Raw genomic sequence first — 15553 nt, forward strand, 5'->3', positions numbered from 1 at the left:
GAAGCTCCGCTGGCCACGTTGAGCAACGCTCACAGCCACTCGTACCAACGCCATGCGGAGACCCGCAGCGTTGACAGGCCATGCTCCGATCGATTGGCAGAATGCCTTCGGCGCAGCGCGGACAAAGCCAGGCACCGCCGAGACCACAGCCGGCACATACCGGTGGCAACAGGATGTCGATAATGCCATTTGCGGCACGTCGCACGAGGTTGAGCATGTCACCATTGCGGCCAGTCACGCGAGGATCCCGTTTCTCGAATGCAGCGATTACGGTGCAAGACTAGCAGAACGCACCACCAGAGGTAGGTCGCGCACACGGAGTATCATCAACATCATGTGACGCATCAAACGGTTGTGAGGAACGATGGAGCACGACGCGCGCCCCGGAGATGCGCCAGGAGCCAGGCTTTTTGGAAGCGACCCAACGGCCGGTATTGTGGTCGCGATCAGGCGGTCCGGCGATCGTTCGCTCCGCCTTTCTTCAGAACGACGAGCGGCATCCGCCACGAGACGATCGAGCAGCGACCGTAGCTTGTCGTTGACGAGCGAACGGCAACCTCACTACCCCGAACCGTTGAGACTTCCGCGCTTGATGGGGATAGTCCTGCATCCGCTGCGACATGCCCGACTGGTCGGTCTGGTCGGACGTATATAGATCGCTGAGAGACTCAGGGCGTTCGTATGCTGCCTTTGCCAACGCAACAGGACAGTATCTCGTCGATTCTGGTCGTGCACTCTTTCGCGGAATGCAGTTTGAAGACCTTGTACGCGCGCAGCTAGACATCGAAACACTCGGTCTCGATCCGTCACCAGAAGAGGCGCGGATTGTGCTCATTACTGCCGCGATCAACGGTGAACCATCGATCGTGCTACGCGGTGACGAACTCAGCGAGCCGGACATGATCCGATCGCTCTCGGCCTGGATTCAAGCGCAAGACCCTGACGTGATCGAAGGCCACAACATCTTCAATTTCGATCTGCCGTACATTGCTGCCCGCGCGAACCGCCATCGCGTTGCGCTCGAATGGGGTCGTGACGGGTCACTCCTTCGCATTGGCGGCGAGCAGCGATTCAAGGCTGGCGCCCGCACTGTTCCATATAGCGTCGCTCGTGTCTATGGCCGCCATGTCGTCGACACTTACCAACAGATCCAGCGCTACGATGCGACCGGCCAACTGTCTTCATACGCGCTGAAGCCCGCTATCCAGGCGCTTGGCCTGACGCGCTCGGATCGGACGATGGTTGCGGGACCCGAGATCGCCAATGCCTGGCTCAACGACCGTGAGCGTCTGATTCGGTATGCAACCGACGATGTCATCGACGTCAACATTCTCAGTGAGCTGGCGCTACCAACTGAGTTCCATCAAACACGCATTCTCCCCCGCGGGCTCCAGGCAGTCGCAACAGGTGGACCCGGCGAGAAGATTAACGATCTTCTGTTGCGCGCCTATCTTGCGCGCGGTCAGAGCATCCCGGTTCCAGGCCCATCGCGCGGTTACCCTGGCGGATACATCGAACTCCGCAGAACTGGCCGGTTCTCTCCAGTCGTGAAGTGCGACGTCGAGAGTCTGTACCCATCGATCATGTTGACCGATCGTATCTATCCTGAGTCTGATTCGCTCGGAGTCTTCCTGCCCATGTTGAGCGTGTTGACTCGGCAGCGATTCGATGCCAAGCGTCGAGAACAGGCGACGCAGGGGCGAGAGCGAGCCAACTGGCGGGGGATTCAGTCGAGCTTCAAGGTGTTGATCAACTCGTTCTACGGGTATCTTGGCTACTCGCGCGGCTACTTCAATGATGTCGGTGCAGCCGAACGAGTGACACTCCGGGGCCACGATCTGATTCAGCAAATCGTTCGTGATCTGGAGTCACACGGAGCACGCACGATTGAGATTGACACCGACGGTGTGTTCTTCGAACCGCCATCAAGCATTCGGACGCAAGCGGACGAGGAGGCGCTGGTACGCGCAGTCAGCGCCAACCTGCCAGCAGGCATCAACCTGGCGCATGATGGTCGTTACCGTGGGATGCTGTCGCTGCGTCTGAAGAACTATGCACTGCTGGACTACGACGCTGCCGTGACGCTCAAGGGCAGTGGTCTGCGCAGCCGGAGAGAAGAGGCGTTCTTGCGCCAGTTCCTCCACGATGAGGTGGCACGCCATCTGGCCCCGGAACAGTTCGGCGATCCTCGCGAAGCCTATCTCGATCTTGGCCAGCGTATTCTGGATGGCGATTTGTCAGCTGATGAGATCGCGCGACTGGAGACGATTACTGATCAAACGTTCAACAGCCCTGCCACGAAGCGGCTTGCTGAGGCTGTTCGTGGGGAGCGCGTCGGCGAGCGTGTCGCGGTGTTTGAGCGGGACGACGGGACACTCGCGCGGGTGAGCGAGTTCAACAACGACGCCAACCCAACATATCTTCTTCGCCGACTTCGCGACGCAGCAGAGCGATTTCGGCCGCTGTATCAGTCGGAGCATGATTTCGACTACACATTCCCACTAATCACTCAGCGTACAGATCTCGCGATGCTGCGATCCATGGAACGTGCGAGTCAACTTCGGATGTTTGGCTGAAACCTTTTAGATAGCACGAAGGCCTCAGACGGTTGTGTCTGAGGCCTGTGTGGTGTTGGTAGCGGGGGCAGGATTCGAACCTGCGACCTTTGGGTTATGAGCCCAACGAGCTGCCACTGCTCCACCCCGCGGTGGTGGTGAGGAGTGTGGATGCGCGGTGGATCTGACTGATGGGTGGGTGGAGCTATATCAGGTCGGGGGTGAGCGCGACGGCCTCGCCTCCCACGCCGTTGCCGGCGCAGTACTCTCCGGCGCTGCCCGGGGGCACGACCCGGTTCGGGATGGAGCGGGGTGGAACCCGAGCGCTCTCGGCCACGCCCACCCCCGACCTGACACACCTGCTGGTGGTACCCAGCCATCGTCATCCTCGGCCACAGATCCCGGGGATCGATGGTCGGGAGACGCGCGGCGGGGACCGGAGGGATGCAGCGCTTGAGGAACGACGCGACCACGCAGTGTGGCGATCCAGGCGGCGTGACGATCTGTGTGGTGCTGTGGAAGATCCGCCCTCGACCATGAGGACGGCTAGGCTCCAGTCGGTTACCCGCTGTCCACCGGCCGCCTCTTGACCCGGTCGTCTTCCGGGGGTCTTACTCTTGACGATGAGAAGGCTCATCTTGGGGCGGGCTTCCCACTTAGATGCTGTCAGCGGTTATCCCTGCCAGACGTAGCTACCCAGCATTGCCGGTTGTCCGACAACTGGCCCACCAGCGGTCTGTCCAGCCCGGTCCTCTCGTACTAGGGCCAGCCCCCCGCAACCTTCTATGCGCCCACGGCGGATAGAGACCGAACTGTCTCACGACGTTCTGAACCCAGCTCGCGTACCTCTTTCATGGGCGAACAGCCCAACCCTTGGGACCGCCTCCAGCCCCAGGATGAGACGAGCCGACATCGAGGTGCCAAACGCTGCCGTCGATATGGACTCTTGGGCAGCATCAGCCTGTTATCCCCGGGGTAGCTTTTATCCGTTACGCCACGGCCCTTCCACCCGGAACCGTGGGATCACTCTGCCCGACTTTCGTCCCTGCTCGGGTGGTCACCCTCGCAGTCAAGCCCCCTTGCTGCCAGTGCACGCTCCGGCCGGTTTCCATCCGGCCTGAGGGGACCATTGGGCGCCTCCGTTACTGTTTAGGAGGCGACCGCCCCAGTCAAACTCCCCGCCAGCCACTGTCCCCACGCCCGCTTCAGGGTCGCGGGTGAGAGCGCCGACCTGGCCAGAGTGGTATTTCACCGCCGCCTCCACCGCAACTGGCGTCGCGGCTTCACGGGCTCCCACCTATCCTACACAAGCCAGATCTACGCCCGATGGCAAGCTGGAGTAAAGCTCCACGGGGTCTTTTTGTCCTGCCGCGGGTCGTCCGCATCTTCACGGACACTTCAATTTCACCGGGTCCCTCGTTGAGACAGCGCCCAGATCGTTATGCCTTTCGTGCGGGTCGGAACTTACCCGACAAGGAATTTCGCTACCTTAGGACCGTTATAGTTACGGCCGCCGTTTACCGGGGCTTCGGTTCCGAGCTCGCACCCGTCCCCTTAACCTTCCGGCACTGGGCAGGCATCAGCCCCTATACGTCCGGTTTCCCGTTCGCAGAGACCTGTGTTTTTGGTAAACAGTCGCCTGGGCCGCTTCACTGCAACCCCCTCACGCTCCACCCGCAAGGGGTTTCACGCTAGCGGGGCCCACCTTCTCCCGAAGTTACGGTGGCAATTTGCCGAGTTCCTTAACGAGGGGTCTCCCGTCCACCTGAGTCTATTCGACCTGCCCACCTGTGTCGGTTTGCGGTACGGGCACAGTGTCCCTGGCTAGAGGCTTTTCCCGGCAGGTCAGGCCCAACCCACTTGGCGCACCTGTCGGCACACCTCGCATTCGCCTCTCGGTCAACGGTCCAGGGGATTTGCCTCCCGGACCTCCCTACCGGCTTAGACGGTCATGACTGACCGCTGGATCTGCCGCCCTGCGTCCCCCCATCGCTCATAACGGTTCACTGTGGTACGGGAATGTTGACCCGTTGTCCATCGCCTACGCCTTGCGGCCTCGGCTTAGGCCCGACTCACCCGCAGCTGATCAGCATGGCTGCGGAACCCTGGGGCATTCGGTGGGGCGGATTGTCACCGCCCTTGCGCTACTCATACCGGCATTCTCACTCGTCGCCGCTCCAGCCGTGCTCCCGCTCGACCTTCTCTGCTGACGACGACGCTCCCCTACCATCCAATGGGATCATCCCATCACATCCGCGGCTTCGGTGCTGGCCTTGAGCCCCGGGACATCGTCGGCGCCAGTGCACTCGACCAGTGAGCTATTACGCACTCTTTCAAGGGTGGCTGCTTCTAAGCCAACCTCCTGGTTGTCTGGGCACACTGACCACCTTGCCCACTGAGGCCAGACTTGGGGACCTTAGCCGGCGGTCTGGGCTGTTTCCCTCTCGACGACGAAACTTAGCTCCCGCCGTCTCACTCCCGGTCGCCCGGCACCGGCATTCGGAGTTTGGTTGGGGTCAGTAAGCGGGAAGCCCCATCGCCCATCCAGTGCTCTACCTCCAGTGTCGTTCCTCGACCGAGGCTGGCCCTAAAGCCATTTCGGGGAGAACCAGCTATCTCCAGGTTCGCTTGGCATTTCACCCCTACCCACAGCTCATCCGCGCCTTTTGCAACAGACGTCGGTGCGGGCCTCCACGCGCTCTTACACGCGCTTCACCCTGGCCATGGGTAGCTCACCTGGTTTCGGGTCGACCGCCTGCGACCCAACAGCCGAAGCTGTCATCGCCCTGTTCGGACTCGGTTTCCCTCTGGCGCCGGGTATCACTCCCTCAACCACGCCACAAACGGTCACTCGCCGGTTCGTTCTACAAAAAGCACGCCATCAGCCTGCCCCCAAAAGGGCAACAGCCTCTGACAGTGTGTCGGCACACGGTTTCAGGATCTGTTTCACTCCCCTCGCCGGGGTGCTTTTCACCATTCCCTCACGGTACTGTGCGCTATCGGTCGCCTGCGGTATTTAGCCTTGGAGGGTGGTCCCCCCTGCTTCCGACGGGATTTCGCGTGTCCCGCCGTACTCCCGGTTTCCTGGCCGAGTCCAGTGCGTTTCCCGTACGGGACGCTCGCCCTCTCTGGTGGCCCGTTCCAGTGGCCTTCCGGTACGCGCTGGATTGCTGACTCGGTCCGGGCACTGCCGTCCCCAGTCCAGGTCCGTCCAACCCCGTCCACCCATCGCCGGCAGGCTGTACCAGGTGGCCGGTTTCGGCTCCTCCCGTTTCGTTCGCCACTACTCCGGGAATATTCTCTTTTCCTCGAGGTACTGAGATGTTTCAGTTCCCCCGGTGCCCTTCTCCTGGCCTATGTGTTCAGCCAGGGATGACGGAGGTCCACCTCCGCCGGGTTGCCCCATTCGGACATCCTCGGATCGTCGCGTGCCCGCCGCTCCCCGAGGCGTATCGTCGCGTGGCCACGTCCTTCTTCGGCCGCAGGCGCCAAGGCATCCACCGTGTGCCTTCCGTGCGGATCTTCGAAACGCCACGCTGGCGTCGTCCCCGCCCGGATCCCACGTCACGTGGGTCGTTCGTTTCCTCAATCTGCGCTGCATCCACCCCTGTCCCGCGCGCGTCTCCCGGCCACCGTGTCCCACCAGGGAACCCGCTACGCCAACGAAACGGCGACGACCCAGAGCATGGGTGTCAGTCAGAACGATGCCGGTCTCCCGACCGCATCGTCATGCGCATCCTCACTTGGTAAGGTGCTCCGGTGGAGCTGCGGGGAGTCGAACCCCGGACCTCCGCCGTGCAAAGGCGGCGCTCTCCCAACTAAGCTACAGCCCCGTTGTGGACATCCGCGCCACCCATGCTGCGTCCGTGTGGACGTGGTGGGCGTTCGTGGACTCGAACCACGGGCCTCACCCTTATCAGGGGTGTGCTCTAACCAGCTGAGCTAAACGCCCCGCCTGTCGGCGAAGCTTCTCGCCAACTGAGCCGTGATGCCAAACGGAAGGGAACTCGGGATGTGGGGGAACCAGTGTCCCAGGACGGCGATCGCCCCTGCCACCGCACCGGCCTGCGCCCGCGCCCTCCCCGAACTCGCGTTCGGCTCCTCAGGCGGCGGGGGATGCAACCCCGGTCGGCGGTCATCACGGTGCGACCGTTGACCATGGAAGGGATGTCCTGCATGTCCACGAACGTGGTGCAGGCACCCAACTCCCTAGAAAGGAGGTGATCCAGCCGCAGCTTCCGCTACGGCTACCTTGTTACGACTTCGTCCCAGTCACCAACCCCACCCTCGGCGGCTGCGTCCCAATGGGTTCGCCCACCGACTTCAGGTGTTGCCGGCTCCCGTGACGTGACGGGCGGTGTGTACAAGGCCCGGGAACATATTCACCGCGGCAATGCTGATCCGCGGTTACTAGCAACTCCGCCTTCATGAGGGCGAGTTGCAGCCCTCAATCTGAACTGAGACCGGGTTTGGGGGATTGGCTCCGCGTTACCGCTTGGCAGCCCACTGTCCCGGCCATTGTAGCGTGTGTGTCGCCCACGGTGTAAGGGCCATGCTGACTTGACATCATCCCCACCTTCCTCCGGTTTGGTCCGGCAGTCTCGCTAGACACACCATGGTAACTAGCGACGAGGGTTGCGCTCGTTGCGGGACTTAACCCAACATCTCACGACACGAGCTGACGACAGCCATGCAGCACCTGTCTCACCGCTCCCGAAGGCACTCCACCCTTTCAGGCAGATTCGGTGGACGTCAAACCGTGGTAAGGTGTTGCGCGTTGCGTCGAATTAAACCACACGCTCCGCTGCTTGTGCGGGCCCCCGTCAATTCCTTTGAGTTTTAGCCTTGCGGCCGTACTCCCCAGGCGGGGCACTTACTGCGTTAGCGCCGGCACGGCAGGGGTCAACTCCCGCCACACCTCGTGCCCATCGTTTACTGCGTGGACTACCGGGGTATCTAATCCCGTTCGCTCCCCACGCCTTCGCGCCTCAGCGTCAGGTCAGGTCCAGGCGGCCGCCTTCGCCACTGGTGTTCCTCCGGATCTCTACGCATTTCACCACTACACCCGGAATTCCACCGCCCTCTCCCTGCCTCCAGCCAATCCATCTCGACGGACCCTCCCCCGTTGAGCGGGGGGCTTTCACCGCCGATGCGATCGGCCGCCTGCGCGCCCTTTACGCCCAGTAACTCCGGACAACGCTCGGCCCCTACGTCTTACCGCGGCTGCTGGCACGTAGTTAGCCGGGCCTTCTTCCAGGGGTACCGTCACTGGCTTCGTCCCCCTGAAAAGCGGTTTACACCCCGAAGGGCGTCATCCCGCACGCGGCGTTGCTCCGTCAGGCTTGCGCCCATTGCGGAAAATTCCTTGCTGCTGCCTCCCGTAGGAGTCGGGGCCGTGTCTCAGTCCCCGTGTGGCTGGTCGTCCTCTCAGACCAGCGACCGATCATCGCCTTGGTAGGCCGTTACCCCACCAACCAGCTAATCGGACGCAGCCCCCTCCAGGTGCGACTTCCAAAGAAGCCTTTCCTCACTCCGGTCTCCCCAAGTGAGCGTATGCGGTCTTACACCCCGTTTCCGAGGCCTATCCCCCACACCAGGGCAGGTTAGCTACGTGCTCCTCACCCGTCCGCCACGGTCGACCACCAAGGTGGCTCCCGTTCGACTTGCATGCATTAGGCACGCCGCCAGCGTTGATCCTGAGCCAGGATCAAACTCTCCATCAAAATCCATATCTCGTACTTGTTGCAGGTCCCAGAACTCAGACCCGGCCTGTCTCTCGACACGCCAGATCCCGCTCCTCCACAGACCCACGAGCTCGCACTCTTGCTCGGCATCACGGCTCAGTTGGTAAGGTGCTTCACACCGACATTCACCCCGGCCCGACAACCAAAACGGCCAGCCTTGCGTCATGCCGACGCAGACCAGCTGAGTCGTCCACCGCACCGTGGTGAAGCCTCGGAAGTATAGCCACCACACGCAGCCACGTCAAGGCCAATCAGAACCTGTTTGCAGCCGTTCGGAAACTGGCTCGGGCGGCGCGTGACTCGCGGATCGTGATTGACTGCCATCTTGACGAACGCCTCTAATACAGGTAGCGTGCAGCCGCAACGCGCAATATCAGGGTGAGGGAGGCGGAGCGATTCGCCGGGAGAGGTTTCGAGGGAGGAACGCCGTCAGCAGACGTCACTTCGTCACTCGTTGGACGTGAGAGGATCGGCATACTATGGACCTGAACTACACCGCAGAAGATCAGGCTTATCGCGCCAAGGTTCGCGCCTGGTTTGAAGAGAACTTGCCGAGCGAACCGCTGCGCACGCTCGAAGATCGACGCGCCTGGCATCGCAAGCTCTACGAGGCCGGGTTCATCGGCATGGGCTGGCCGAAGGCCTACGGTGGGCAGGAAGCTCGCCCGATGGAGCAGGCGATCGTTGGCGAGGAGATGGCGCGCGTCAACGCCCCGGCTGGCGTCGGCGGTCTCGGTATCTCGATCGTCGGACCGACGATCATCCACCATGGCACCGAAGACCAGAAGCAGCGCTTCGTCAAGAACATCCTGACCGGCGAGGAGATCTGGTGCCAGCTCTACTCCGAGCCGAATTCGGGCTCGGACCTGGCGTCACTCCAGTGCCGCGCCGATATCGACGGCGACGAGTTCGTCATCAACGGCCAGAAGATCTGGAACAGTGGCGCACACATCTCTGACTGGGGGCTGATGCTAGCCCGCACCGATCGTAGTGCGTCGAAGCACCAGGGTATCTCCTGCATCCTTATAGATATGAAGGATCCCGGGGTTGAGGTGCGTCCGCTGAAGCAGATCAGCGGCAGCAGCGAGTTCTCGGAAGTCTTCTTCTCGGACGTGCGTGTGCCGGCCGACAATCTGATCGGCGAGTTGAACGCCGGTTGGCAGATCGCGCAGACGACGCTCGGCTACGAGCGCGGTGGCAACACACTCTCTCGTGTCTCGCGCCTGCAGGTGCAGTACGCGCGCCTGCTGGAGGTCGTACAGCAGCTTGAGTACGCCGGTGGCAAGGCGATCGATGATCCGATCGTCCGTCAGAAGCTCGGCGCAATCGCCGCTGATATCGAAGTGCTGCGCTACGCGTCGCTGCGGATTCTCAGCCGATTGGAAAAGGGTCAGCGACCCGGCCCGGAAGCGTCCATCGCCAAGCTGCACTACTCCGAGCTGGACAAGCGCGTCCAGGAAGTCATCCTCGACATCCTCGGCCCGTATGGCCAGCAGCTGGATAACCTGCCGGAGGTGCTTCGCGCCGATGGCGGCGGCCTGCCGAGTGGCGAAGACGACGCCGGTGCCTGGAGCTACCCGTACGTCTGGTCGCGGGCCGGCACGATCTACGCCGGTTCGTCCGAGATTCAGAAGAACATCATCGGCGAGCGCGTGCTGGGCTTGCCGAAAGAGGTCCGTGCAGACCGAATTGCCGCAGCGCAGGCCGCGGCTGGTGGTGAGGGAGGACGTTAGATGGATTTCGACTTCACTGAAGATCAGGGAATGCTGCGCAATCTCGCGCGTGAGTTCCTGACCGAGCAGGTGCCGGTCAAGCAGGTCCGCGACATGATGGACGACGAGCGCGGCTATGACACGTCGGTCTACACCCAGCTGATGGGCCTCGGCATCACGCAGTTCCCGGAAGAGTACGGTGGTGGCGGCCTCGGCATGATCGAGCAGGCCATCATTCTCGAAGAGATGGGCCGCATTCCCTATCCGGGTCCGTACTTCGCCTCGGTGATCCTTGCCGGCACGGCGCTGATGCACTCCGGCGATGACAACGCCAAGGCGCGCTATCTGCCGGATCTCGCTAATGGCGACCTCACCGCAACGCTGGCGATTATGGAAGACGCGATCGACTGGTCGCCCGAGGATGTGTCGACGACCGTGGCGCGTGACGGCGACAATCTGGTGCTGAACGGCACGAAGCGGTTCGTCCCGTTTGGTCAGAGCGTCGATGTCATCATCGTCGCCTGCCGCGTCGAGGGCACGTCCGGGGCTGAAGGTGTTTCGCTCGTCGCGGTGCCGCGCGACGCGGCCGGGCTTAGCGTCGAGCCGACGACCATGCTTGACATGACCTCGAAGGTCGCGACATTGACGTTTGATGGCGTCAAGGTGGCGGCTGAAAACATGATCGGTGCGGAGGGCGGCGCGGCGGCTGTGCTCGAGACAGTGCTGCGTGTTGCTGCGGTCGGCGCGGCGGCTGAGATGCTCGGCGCATCGCGGAAGTCGCTTGAGATGTCGTCCGATTACGCCAAGGTGCGCAAGCAGTTCGGACAGTTCATCGGGCAGTTCCAGGCAGTCAAGCACAAACTGGCCGAGATGCTGGAGCTGGTTGAGAACTCGCACGCTGCCGTCTACTACGCAGCCTGGGCGCTGGATGCTGACGCTGCTGACGCGGCGCTGGCGGCGTCAGTCGCGAAGTCCATGCTCAACGAAGCGTCCAAGCGAGTATGTGGTGAGGCCATTCAGGTCCACGGCGGCATCGGCTACACCTGGGAATACGACCTGCACCTGTACTGGAAGCGGGCCAAGCACCTTGAGCCGCTCTACGGCGACACGGTCTACCATCGCGAGCGTGTTCTCGAGGAATCTCTCGCGCAACACGCAACCACCTAGAGCGTCGGAGGAGCAATGTCATCATCACCTGTTGGCGCGCTGCTGGTTGGTAGCGTGCCGCTCGCTGACAGTGAACAGGTCTTCCGTGCCGCAGCCGAGATCCTTGGAGATCGGCTGCGGCGCGTGCCGGATGGTGAGACCGGCGACCGAACCAACTGGATCGGCTGGCAGTTTGCGGTCATGGCGCAGACACCGGGCATTGAGCGCGTCCCGACGCAGGATGACGCCTATACCTCGCTGCCGTTGTTCCGGCTGGCCGGCTCGGCAGATGATGTTACCTTCGGCAACCTCGGCTATGCCGATGCCGCGCTTGCCTCCTGGGAGGTGTTCAAGGGGTTGCAGGCGGACGGCGCGATCCCGGCGCACGTGAAGTTCCAGGTCAGTCTGCCGACGCCGCTTGCGCCGGTAGCAGGTTTCGTCACGCCGGAGAATCAGGCGGCGGTCGAAGGACCGTACGAGCAGCGCCTGATGCACGAGCTCGGCCAGATTCTGGACGCGATCCCCCACGATCAGCTGGCTATCCAGTGGGACGTGGCGGTCGAGTTCGGCATTCTGGAGCGCAGCTTCCCGTCGTTCCTCTGGGAGCTCGGGGATGGCATGGTTGATTCGATCGTCGAGCGGCTCATCCGCTACTGCGGGCAGGTGCCGGATGACGTCGATCTGGGCATCCACCTGTGCTACGGCGATGCCGGACACAAGCACTTCAAGGAACCGCAAGACACCAGCCTGCTGGTGGAGGTGGCGAACAAGGTGTCGGCCGGCGTCAGCCGTTCGATCGCCTGGCTGCATCTGCCGGTTCCGCGGGATCGTGACGATGACGCCTACTTCGCCCCGCTCGAGCAGATGCAGCTGCACCCCGAGACTGAGCTCTATCTCGGCCTCGTCCACACCACAGGCGGTGTCGAAGGGACCCAACGACGCATCGAGACGGCGCAGCGGCACGTGGCGAACTTCGGTGTCGCCACGGAGTGCGGCTTCGGACGTCGGCCGAGCGAGACGGTGCGCGACCTGATGCAGATTCACGCGGACGTGTCGTCGCCAATCGAACCAAATGCAGGAGGACAGACGGATGAGTGAGGCAGAAGCCACGAAGGTCGTCCGCAGTGTCGCGGAGCTGAAAGAGCTGATCGGCCAGGAGCTTGGCGTCAGCGAATGGGTCGAGATTGATCAGGAACGCGTCAACGCGTTCGCCGATGCGACCGGCGATCATCAGTACATTCACGTCGATCCAGAGCGTGCGAAGCAGACGTTCTTCGGCGGTACCGTCGCGCACGGTTATCTGACGCTGTCGCTGATCCCCTATCTCAGTGGATTGCGCGACGGCGTCAAGATCGAGCTCGGCGGCCGGATGGGTGTCAACTACGGACTGAACAAGGTGCGGTTCCCTGCGCCGGTGCCGGTCGGCAAGCGCATCCGCTCGCGCCACAAGCTCGTCGCCGTTGAAGAGATCGGCGACAAGGCTGTGCAGATGACCAACGAAGTCACGATTGAAGTCGAGGGACAGGACAAGCCGGCCTGTGTCGCTGAGACGCTTGGTCGCACCTACTTTTAGCGAAACGTCGTTCTAACAGGAAGCGAGCGCTGGGCGAGTGGACATTCTCGACCGCTTGCTTGGTCATGATTACGCCACGACACGTGAGCTCCTGCATCAGGCGCGACAGGCAACGGATGAGCAGCTTGATCGGGTGTTCCCCGTTGATGACCGCAGCGTTCGCCAGACGTTCGCCCACATGATCGAGAACGTCGCGATCTGGAGCGACCTGATCGCCGAGCGCCCGGTGGAGCGCAACCCGCTCGATCTCTCGCTCGATGGGCTGCTGCGCACTCACGAGCAGACCTATGCCGCCTTCGCCGATCTCTCGCGGCGCATCCAGAGCGAGGATCGGCTGGACGAGGTGTTCGTCGATACGCTGGATGTGCCACCGACTGAGAAGCGGTTCGGCGGCGCGATCGTCCACATCGTGACGCACAACATGCATCACCGGGCGCAGCTCATCTGGATGCTGGGGCAGCTCGGTGTTCCGGATGTCATCGAAGGGGATGCGCTCTCGTGGGAATCGGCCCACGCGGCGATCGGTAGACACGGGGACGACGATATCTTCGAGTAGCGTCGTGGACGCGCGGGGAGTGATGAGGAGGATGGAGTGACAGCATCGCAGGTCTCGAACACGCCAAAACCAGGGGATGATCCCGTCGCCTTTCGGCAGGCAATGGACGCGCTCTTTCACCCGAAGTCGATCGCGATTGTTGGCGCGTCGCAGCGTCCCGGATTCGCCAACTCGATCCAGCGTCTGATCCTGAAGGGTGGCTACGAAGGTCAGGTCTACGGCGTCAACCCGCGCTACGACGACGTCATGGGCTGCCCGTGCTACCCGTCGATCGACGCGATTCCCGGCGGGGTCGACAAGGTGATTGTCGTCGTGCCGAGCCAGTTCGTCATGGATGTGCTGGGACAGGCAGAGCGCGCCGGAGCCAAAGCAGTCAACATCATCACCAGCGGCTTCGGCGAGCAATCCGACGAGCACGCCTCCGACCGCCAGCAGGAGATCCGCGACTTCGCCGATCGCACCGGCATCCGCATTGTCGGGCCGAACTGTCTGGGCATCATCAGCACGCCAGCCAAGATGATCGCCAAGTCGGGGCCGTACGACGTCGTCCACCGCGGGCCGGTTGGCATCGTCTTCCAGAGCGGACTGCTGGCCTACAGCGCCGTCATCCCGCCGACCGATCGCCAGTTCGGCTACTCCTACGTCGTCACAACCGGCAACGAGGCGGATCTCGATGCGACCGACTTCATGCGCTATTACGTCGAGGACGACGAGACGCGCATCATCGGCTGCTTCATCGAGCAGTTCCGAGACGCTGACAAGCTGCGGGCGGTGGCGCGTATGGCCGCCGAGGCCGGCAAGCCGCTCGTTGTGCTGAAGATCGGGCGCTCCGAGGGTGGCCAGCGCGCGGCCCGCGCGCACACTGGCTCGCTGGTCGGGTCGGACGAAGTGATCGATGCGGTGATGCGCAAGGAAGGCATCATCCGCGTCTACAACCTCGACGAGATGATCGAGACGTTGGCGGCGTTCCATTCGCGCACGCTACCGAAAGCCAACGGCGTCGGCACGATCTTCGTCTCTGGCGGCGCTGGTGGGCTCATCTCCGACCTGAGCCAGGATCTCGGCATCAACCTCCCGGCATTGGCCGAGCACACCGCCGAGCGACTGCACGACATCATCCCGGCCTACGGCACCGTCGGGAACCCGCTCGACACGACCGGCCAGGTCGCGCAGCAGCCGGAAATCATGGCTGGCGTGCTGGAGGCGATGGCCGAAGACCCCAACATCAACACCGTCATCTACGGCCAGGCGTTCCCGAACGTTGTCGATCTCGATAGCCCGGTCGGTCGGGTCATGAAAGAGATCCCGGACAAGTACCCCGACAAGGTCTTCCTGATCCTCTCGCTTGTTGCCGGCAAGATGCACGAGGGTTTCCGGGGCGATCAGCCGCCGGTCGAGCCGACGCCGACCTGGAACGGCATCCCGTTCCTGCAGGGCGCTGAGAATGGCCTAAGGGCTGTCCGCGCGCTGAACCAGTACGCCGACTTCCAGCGCAAGCGCGCAGACTCGCCGCCGCAGGACGCCAAGCCGTCGGCGGTGGCCGAGCAGGCGCAAGCAATCGTTCGCGCAGCCAACGGGCAGCCGCTGGTTGAGCGCGAGGCCAAGGACCTGCTCAAGCTCTACGACATCCCGGTCACCGGCGAGCAACTGGCGACGAGCGCCGACGAGGCGGTCGCGGCGGCGCAGGAGATCGGCTATCCGGTTGTGCTGAAGATCGAGTCGCCGGACATCGCTCACAAGACCGAAGCCGGTGGCGTGCTGCTGAACATCGATAGTGACGATGCTGTTCGCGATGGATATGCGAAGATCATCGCAGCAGCAGCGGCCTACGATGCTGATGCGCAGATCAATGGTGTACTCGTCCAGCAGATGATCTCCGGCGGACACGAGGTAATACTCGGCATGACGCAGGACCCGACCATGGGACCGGCTGTCGCCGTTGGACTGGGTGGCATCTTCGTCGAGATCCTCAAGGATGTCGTGCTTGAAGCGCCGCCAGTGACCAGCGCGCAGGGCCGCGAGATGCTCGGTCGCTTGCGCGGACGGGCGATCCTTGAGGGCGCGCGCGGTGCGGCAGCAGCCGATCTCGACGCGGTCGCCGGGATCATCGAGAAGTTCGGGCAGCTCTGTATCGACTTGCGCGATGATGTGGCCGAGATCGACATCAATCCGCTGCTTGTCTTTGACGACGGGCAGGGCGCCTGCGTCGTCGATTGCCTGATCGTGCCGTCGGCCTCGGCTGATGGTGGTGGGAACTAGAATGAGGC

The 15553-nt window shown here is 62.7% G+C and carries 7 protein-coding genes, 3 tRNA genes and 2 rRNA genes; 7 read left to right on the plus strand and 5 right to left on the minus strand.

Going from position 1 to position 15553, the window contains the following annotated elements:
* The first annotated feature begins 746 nt into the window (after nt 1-746).
* Nucleotides 747-2576, plus strand: a complete 1830-nt coding sequence (locus M9890_05465; GenBank protein MCO5176409.1) for a hypothetical protein — start codon at nt 747-749, stop codon at nt 2574-2576.
* Between the two features lie 56 nt (nt 2577-2632).
* On the opposite strand, the gene M9890_05470 is transcribed toward M9890_05465, so the two are convergent.
* From M9890_05470 to M9890_05490, 5 genes are all read right to left on the minus strand, one after another.
* A tRNA-Met gene (locus tag M9890_05470) sits at nt 2633-2707 on the minus strand.
* 365 nt (nt 2708-3072) lie between these two features.
* Nucleotides 3073-6079, minus strand: a 23S ribosomal RNA gene (locus M9890_05475).
* A gap of 236 nt (nt 6080-6315) precedes the next feature.
* Nucleotides 6316-6388: transfer RNA gene (locus M9890_05480), tRNA-Ala, on the minus strand.
* Between the two features lie 42 nt (nt 6389-6430).
* A tRNA-Ile gene (locus tag M9890_05485) sits at nt 6431-6507 on the minus strand.
* 261 nt (nt 6508-6768) lie between these two features.
* Nucleotides 6769-8278: ribosomal RNA gene (locus M9890_05490) — 16S ribosomal RNA — on the minus strand.
* Together the 16S and 23S rRNA genes with 3 tRNA genes alongside form the textbook arrangement of a ribosomal RNA operon.
* Nucleotides 8279-8778: 500 nt before the next feature.
* Here M9890_05490 and M9890_05495 point away from each other — a divergent pair.
* From M9890_05495 to M9890_05520, 6 genes are read left to right on the plus strand one after another with little or no spacing between them, the layout of a single operon-like run.
* On the plus strand, nt 8779-10032 hold the full coding sequence (locus M9890_05495; protein MCO5176410.1) for an acyl-CoA dehydrogenase family protein: 1254 nt from the start codon (nt 8779-8781) through the stop codon (nt 10030-10032).
* Nucleotides 10033-11178, plus strand: a complete 1146-nt coding sequence (locus M9890_05500) for an acyl-CoA/acyl-ACP dehydrogenase (protein MCO5176411.1) — start codon at nt 10033-10035, stop codon at nt 11176-11178.
* Between the two features lie 15 nt (nt 11179-11193).
* Complete coding sequence (locus tag M9890_05505) at nt 11194-12255, plus strand: hypothetical protein (protein MCO5176412.1); 1062 nt, start codon at nt 11194-11196, stop codon at nt 12253-12255.
* Nucleotides 12248-12730, plus strand: coding sequence for a MaoC family dehydratase (locus M9890_05510; protein MCO5176413.1), 483 nt, complete (start codon nt 12248-12250; stop codon nt 12728-12730). The genes M9890_05505 and M9890_05510 overlap by 8 nt, the downstream gene beginning before the upstream one ends.
* 37 nt (nt 12731-12767) lie before the next feature.
* Nucleotides 12768-13286 (plus strand): DinB family protein, encoded by a 519-nt coding sequence (locus M9890_05515; GenBank protein ID MCO5176414.1) that lies wholly within the window; start codon nt 12768-12770, stop codon nt 13284-13286.
* A 36-nt stretch (nt 13287-13322) separates the two neighbouring features.
* A complete protein-coding gene (locus M9890_05520; protein ID MCO5176415.1) occupies nt 13323-15545 on the plus strand; it encodes an acetate--CoA ligase family protein in 2223 nt (740 codons plus the stop codon).
* The last annotated feature ends 8 nt before the right edge of the window (nt 15546-15553 follow it).

Source organism: Thermomicrobiales bacterium (genome assembly GCA_023954495.1).
Classification (GTDB): domain Bacteria; phylum Chloroflexota; class Chloroflexia; order Thermomicrobiales; family CFX8; genus JAMLIA01.

Excerpts from the sequence above, each read along its gene's own strand:
- M9890_05465 (MCO5176409.1), top strand. The coding sequence starts at position 747 with ATGCAGTTTGAAGACCTTGTACGCGCGCAGCTAGACATCGAAACACTC.
- M9890_05495 (MCO5176410.1), top strand. The coding sequence starts at position 8,779 with ATGGACCTGAACTACACCGCAGAAGATCAGGCTTATCGCGCCAAGGTT.
- M9890_05500 (MCO5176411.1), top strand. The coding sequence starts at position 10,033 with ATGGATTTCGACTTCACTGAAGATCAGGGAATGCTGCGCAATCTCGCG.
- M9890_05505 (MCO5176412.1), top strand. The coding sequence starts at position 11,194 with ATGTCATCATCACCTGTTGGCGCGCTGCTGGTTGGTAGCGTGCCGCTC.
- M9890_05510 (MCO5176413.1), top strand. The coding sequence starts at position 12,248 with ATGAGTGAGGCAGAAGCCACGAAGGTCGTCCGCAGTGTCGCGGAGCTG.